Raw genomic sequence first — 6,408 nt, 5'->3', positions numbered from 1 at the left:
CAATGATGAGGCGGCGATCTTTTCGTTCAATATCAATAGAACCACCATCCCATAGCTGGTTGTACAAAGGAAGATTACGTATTGCCCGCCCATTAAAAATCACGCCACCTTCATCTGAGACTAATCCNGCAGACCCGATATTTTCTNCCAAATCTTNTGTNATAGCTTCANTGGTTGCATCACTGTATAAGATTTTAGGCACCCTCGGTTTTTTGGGTTTATTCACGTAATGAGCCCTGAGCCTTTCCTGCTCAAATGTGTTATCAATCCCTTTTTCCTCATTTTTTCTAATTTGTTTGATTTTTGATTTAGCGATTGCATTCCACGACTGTAAATCCGCTTCATACACGCTTTGTTGATTGACATACTCCTTCATTTTTCTTTTTTGGAATTCAAGTAGTTGTTTTATAGTATGGTTAAAAACTGCTGTTTTTCGCTCTCCTGACTCAGCTAGAACGATGGTGTACAGTGAAACAGGGCTTCTACGTCCATCNCGGTACTCAAATACNACTGTAGCCTGAGCAGCAATAGACATGGCACATAAACATGAGCCTACAATTAACTCAACGGGTGCTTGGGTCTTTGCACGTATCGCTCGTACGACTTCTTTAAGTAGTATTGGCATATCATCGACTGGAAAATCTGAATTTCTTTGTATGGTGTTCATTATCTTCTCCTTAGGCTTAGGCTCCTTGGAATAAGGAGCAGGANCGCAACTTACCCTGATATTTTCATGCTGAGAAGATAGGAAAAAGCAATTAGCTTGCATCGGACTAAATTAGTATTAAATATTATTCATCATTTCTGATAATATTCCACACACTTACCTAGTCTCTTTATTTTATCGTTAACAGGCAGCATTATCACAAAGCCAACTTATAACTTCAGGAATATGAAAGGCCATTGAAATAGTCGCATAGTGTCTCTGTGGTGGATTCATTATTAATATGGTCATAATATATCAATAAGGTATCAAGCGTGCTGATGTAGGCATACAGGAGGGATTTGGTCCTAATTAACGCTTTATTCTCATAATGATTGGGTATTGATATTACTTCTGACTNCAGCCAAAGTTTCGTTCTCCATCACCAGAGACTTTAGTTGCCATTTTAGCAAAGTAAGACGTTCTGAACATCACAGCATCAAACGTTTCTAACTCTAGTTTGTTATTACGTTTAACCCAGTAATAACAATTTTGAGGAAACTCGACTAGTCCTTCATAATCGTCATACGCGACACCAATCGCACTACACCACGCNGTCTTTATCATGTATGAAAGATTATCTTTTTTCTTAAAACTACCGGGATAGTGGTACGCATCTTTATTCAATAACAACAAGACATGGTAATGTTTGTTATCCTTTTCACCAAATTCCCTCACCCATATGTAACGCACACGACAAGGATATACCCGCTCATTCCGTTTCTTTTTACGCTTACTGTCTGCCAATATCTTTTCGTCTAACGACTTCATGGTACGGGTTATAACGCCTGAATCTTTTTTTACAATAACACAGGAGTCTGATGGAAATCTGAAATCGACACGAACGACCAGTAATCGAGGATACTCTTGCATTGCNTTACGAAAGGTTTCTTCAACTCTGTGGATATAGTCAACATGAACCTCACCCCAGGCACTTACAATATATTCAAGTTTATCTTCATTTAGATAGGGTTTAAACATGATAGCTGATCCTTATAATTATGTGAGTAGTCTAACACAATGTCCTGTTATCTTAAAAAGATAGCCTGTATGAGTATTAGTCATATGGATTTATAGAGAGTCATTACTCTTAATGATTATTGTGTATATGTATTAATTATTAATATATATTACTAATATATTTATTAGTGACATTTGTATATATCAATACATCTTCATTATCATATTAATATTATTAATATATATTGGTATTATATATTATTGTTATTAATATATATAATACCAATCCATCATAAATATAATCATTTATCAAAGTAGTACTGATATAACAAACCCAGTAATCATCAAGTGACCAACGTAAAACAAAACAGTCTTATGGACATAATATTGGTCGAAAGTTATTCGTCACATAATATAACCTTTAATATGGATATTTATTCATACCTATATCACCTTCGAGAATAAGTAATCATTGCTTTACAGGATTAATTTACCCAGATGCTACTGAATTGATTATAGATATATTCATAGCCGGTATCGTCTTGTACTGTATTGAGAAACCACGATTGGATGTACACACAAGCAAAACATCAAACTGAGTAGAGATCCTTTCACTCAAACTGCGGTACGCGCATAAGTTCCCACCGCAGTCCTGCTGGCATTTTGAATTTATTTAAAAGGAGAGATTTCATGCCTAAAGAGTAGATCTAAAATGACTATATGTATTCACTAAACATATTGGCTACATAATAAAGAGAAAATCTGAAGAAGTCCAAAATGGGGCTAACTAGAAGGATATAAGCCAGATGGCAATGGCATACTGGATGGTATACCGAAAAATCGTAGGTAATAAAAAACCCATGTTAATCAATAACATGGGTTCAAATATTGGCGGAGGAGGTGAGATTCGAACTCACGGTAGGTCGCCCTACGACGGTTTTCAAGACCGTTGCCTTCAGCCGCTCGGCCACTCCTCCGCAACGGCGTGAAATATAGAACAGCTTGAGGTACCTTGTAAAGGGGTTAATACCGCTAATTTGATCGTTCGGCTGAAAAAACATCAAAAAGTCTGTTTTTTGATGAATTCTTCGTCATTTAACCGTCGGTTGGATAATTTATTCAGATAAACACCAAAGAAAAAATTTGGGATACAATACTCAAAATTATTATTGCTATGAGGTCGTATGTTCGAGTTTGAAGGGCGCATGATTGAAACCGATGCCCAAGGGTACTTAACTAACAGTAATGACTGGAGCGAGCCACTGGCCGTTGTTCTGGCACAGCAGGAAGATATTGAACTGACTGAGGCTCATTGGGAAGTTATTCGCTTTGTACGAAATTTTTATCAAGAATTTAATACCTCGCCGGCGATCCGTATGTTGGTTAAAGCGATGACTCAAAAGTATGGCGAGGAAAAAGGGAATAGCCGTTACCTCTATCGCCTGTTTGTGAAAGGCCCGGCAAAGCAGGCGACAAAAATTGCCGGCTTACCTAAGCCGGTTAAATGTATTTAACCTGTTTAATGTAAAGTCTGGTCAATATGATGGGTTTTACTTAAATTCACTTGAAATATGTCTAGAACCCCTCATATTTAAGAAGAGGCAGCATCTGACTTAATGAGGAGGCCACAATGATTACCAGTAAATTCTCGATAGGGCAGCAGGTCAGACATAAGTTACTTGGTAACTTAGGTGTCATTATTGACATTGACGCTGAGTACTCCCTTGACCAGCCAGCTTCTGATGAAATGGCTGCAAACGATAATCTGAGAGACGCTCCTTGGTACCATGTTGTTATGGAAGATGATGAGGGGCAGCCTGTCCATACTTATCTGGCAGAGATACAGTTGGCGCGGGAGGAGGATGATATTCATCCGGAGCAACCATCGTTAGATGAACTTGCAATGTCTATCCGAACTCAGCTCCAAGCACCCAGATTAAGGAATTAGTCTGCACTTCTAAAGCCATTCGATATGCGAATGGCTTTTTACTAAAATGGCATGCGGCCACGTCTTAGTGATAATGAACGTTAGATTATTGATGAGCGATGTGGGGAATAAAACGCAGGCAAAAAAATAGCCGTGAAACCAAATAGTGTGTGGAGTGGGTTTCACGGCAAACCAAAAATAGTAAATCTTCACGGCTTAAACGTTAGGCTAATTATCACCGAAATTTAACAAGCAAAACAAGCTGGTAAAAACACTAGTTTTTACCATGACTAATTGATTGCTTTTTAGCAGAAAGTAAAGGTGTTTTAATAAATATTTATTAATAATTACATATAGATAGCGGATTTTTTATGCTGGATTTTTGAAGCGGCCATGATTTCTCCTCTACTTATTCTGAATATCAGGTGTTTGATAAATGTTAGTTTCTGGTTATTAGGTATTTGCTACTTACTCAAATTTAAGTTTACTACATGTTTAGCTGTTGTTGGTTTTATATCCTGCTTTTAATGCTGTTTGCAATTATTTAGTGGTGCTGTTTGGTCTTTGTGTAGGTTATTGATTGGTTTTTTTATCTTGTAGTGATAACATTACCTACAGGCTGATAGGTTTTAATACCTTCAGTTGGGCGCTTAACTGCCATAACACATTAATATAAAAACAAATTTGAGATGGATTATTGAATGAAACGGATTGCTACCTATTTAGTTGCTGCTACTGCACTAATGATGTCGGGCTGCGAAGGCGAAAAGAAAATTCAGAGTGTCAGTTATTATCGTCTGGATGTTGAAGCCAGATATGCAATGTTGGAAGAATGCCGGACTAGTGTAAATATCGTTGAAGATCAAAATTGCAGCAACGCAATTGAAGCTGAAGAATACAAACCATATCAAATAGCTTTTCCCGAGTTAAATTTCAATTCAAACAATACATTGAGCTAAGCTTATCTTTAAATTCATTTAAGTTTAAAGGTAAACCACTGTATGTATCTTTAACATTTGTTAACAATAAATTTTTATCCGTGTCGCTATAATTCCCCATCTATTTTTCTTTATCTATTTCTCCGGTACTAAACTCCTAACTATTTTTATAATCAGATTGTACTATTTTATATAGTAGTACATTAATTAGATTATTAATTTTTTATAACCATATTATTCGTATGGTATTGAATAACATCTTCTCAACATCAATTACATATCCTTATAGTTATCTATTAATGTACGTCTTGTTATTATATATATGATTTTATTGAATTTATTTTTTATCGATGGGTTTTTGGGAAAAGTGCGTATCAGCTAAGCGTCAAAAATCATCGAAAATTAATATTATTAATTCACATAATGTTAATAATGAATGCATTTTATATACTATTTTTTAGGTGAACTTATTATTAAATTGAGTGACTATATAGATAGAAACTATATGTGGTTTTAGATTAAATTTTAGCTGGTTAACAATGCTAAGATTAAATAATACATCTATAATTAAATAGTATGATGTCCAAGCGGTTATCAACATTAGATTAAAGGAAGCGCTGTTTGATCTTCCCCACCAAAAATGGACACAGGCCTAAGCGAGGTTCTGGTTTTCAAATTGTTCCGGGCTGATACCGCCACACGCACTGTGACGACGCCACCGATTGTAATCACACTCGATATAATTAAACACCGTTGTTCGCATTATTTCCCGGCTGATAAAGCGTTCTCCGTGGATACATTCCACCTTCAGCGAGTGGAAAAAGCTTTCCGCGCAGGCATTATCATAACAGTTCCCTTTTGCACTCATACTGCCACGCAGATTATGCCGTTTCAGTAATGCCTGATAATCCGCTGAGCAATACTGACCACCACGGTCACTGTGAACAATGACATTCTCCGGGCGTTTACGCCGCCAGAAGGCCATTTGTAGTGCATCGCAGGCAAGCTGTGCCGTCATGCGGGGTGACATTGACCAGCCGATAACAGCACGCGACCACAGGTCGATAACCACCGCCAGATACAGCCAGCCTTCGTCTGTGCGCAGATACGTGATGTCTCCGGCCCACTTCTGGTTCGGGCCGCTGGCGTAAAAATCCTGTTTCAGTAAATTTTCTGACACGGGCAGCCCGTGCTCACGGTAGCTGACCGGGCTGAACCGGCGCGAGGCTTTCGCCCGCAGCCCCTGACGACGCAGGCTGGCGGCCACTGTTTTGACATTTAACGTCAGGCCCTGCGACCGCAACTCGTCTGTCAGGCGTGGCGCGCCATAGCGCTGCTTCGCCTGCCCGAAGGCATCACGAACGGCGCGATCGCAGCACTGACGATACTGCTGACGTGAACTCATCACAGAACGTCGCTGACGCCAGACATACCAGCCGCTGCGGGCCACCCGGAGGACGCGACACATCGCTTTGATGCTGAATTCGGCCTGATGTTTTTCGATAAAGACATACTTCATTTCAGGCGTTTCGCGAAGTATGTCGCGGCCTTTTGGAGGATAGCCAGCTCCTCAGCTTGTTCCGCCAGCTGGCGTTTGAGACGAGCATTTTCAGCGGCGAGTTCATTTTCACGGTCAGAGGATGAGAGCTGTTGCTGCTGTTTACTACGCCAGTTATAGAGCTGCGATTCATACAGGCTGAGCTCGTGGGCTGCGGCGGCAACACCAATGCGCTCAGCCAGTTTAAGGGCTTCCTGACGGAATTCAGGTGTGTGCTGCTTGCGGGGCTTTTTGATGGTTGATGCTGGTTTTGTCATGTGAGATACCTCTGGTTGAGAGTTTACTCACTTAGCAGCGTGTCCACTATTGATGGGTAAGATCA

The 6,408-nt window shown here is 39.4% G+C and carries 6 protein-coding genes and 1 tRNA gene; 3 read left to right on the top strand and 4 right to left on the bottom strand.

What is annotated here, in order from left to right; all coding sequences use genetic code 11:
• From YWE_RS0120365 to YWE_RS0120355, 3 genes are all read right to left on the bottom strand, one after another.
• Nucleotides 1-535: DUF3987 domain-containing protein (locus YWE_RS0120365; RefSeq protein ID WP_428829291.1), on the bottom strand; the 535-nt coding region annotated here is incomplete at its 3' end.
• 516 nt (nt 536-1,051) lie between these two features.
• A complete protein-coding gene (locus tag YWE_RS0120360) occupies nt 1,052-1,576 on the bottom strand; it encodes an inovirus Gp2 family protein (RefSeq protein ID WP_428829290.1) in 525 nt (174 codons plus the stop codon).
• Nucleotides 1,577-2,552: 976 nt separating this feature from the next.
• Nucleotides 2,553-2,640, bottom strand: a tRNA-Ser gene (locus YWE_RS0120355).
• 207 nt (nt 2,641-2,847) lie between these two features.
• Here YWE_RS0120355 and tusE point away from each other — a divergent pair.
• From tusE to YWE_RS0120340, 3 genes are all read left to right on the top strand, one after another.
• Nucleotides 2,848-3,177, top strand: coding sequence for a sulfurtransferase TusE (gene tusE, locus YWE_RS0120350; RefSeq protein ID WP_029096140.1), 330 nt, complete (start codon nt 2,848-2,850; stop codon nt 3,175-3,177).
• Nucleotides 3,178-3,293: 116 nt separating this feature from the next.
• The gene (hspQ, locus tag YWE_RS0120345; RefSeq protein WP_029096139.1) at nt 3,294-3,611 is read left to right on the top strand and encodes a heat shock protein HspQ; all 318 of its coding nucleotides are present in this window, start codon (nt 3,294-3,296) and stop codon (nt 3,609-3,611) included.
• Between the two features lie 680 nt (nt 3,612-4,291).
• Nucleotides 4,292-4,549: an EexN family lipoprotein gene (locus YWE_RS0120340; RefSeq protein ID WP_029096138.1), complete on the top strand. Its 258-nt coding sequence runs from the start codon at nt 4,292-4,294 to the stop codon at nt 4,547-4,549.
• Nucleotides 4,550-5,180: 631 nt separating this feature from the next.
• On the opposite strand, the gene YWE_RS0120335 is transcribed toward YWE_RS0120340, so the two are convergent.
• Nucleotides 5,181-6,343 (bottom strand): IS3 family transposase gene (locus tag YWE_RS0120335; protein ID WP_099044048.1). Its coding sequence is split into 2 segments (ribosomal slippage): nt 5,181-6,082 and nt 6,082-6,343, totalling 1,164 coding nucleotides; the frame shifts between segments, so codons are not numbered across the junction.
• Nucleotides 6,344-6,408: the final 65 nt, after the last annotated feature.

It is taken from the genome of Budvicia aquatica DSM 5075 = ATCC 35567, assembly GCF_000427805.1.
In the GTDB taxonomy this organism is placed as follows: Bacteria; Pseudomonadota; Gammaproteobacteria; order Enterobacterales; family Enterobacteriaceae; genus Budvicia; species Budvicia aquatica.
This window is presented reverse-complemented; position numbering and strand designations above follow the sequence as displayed.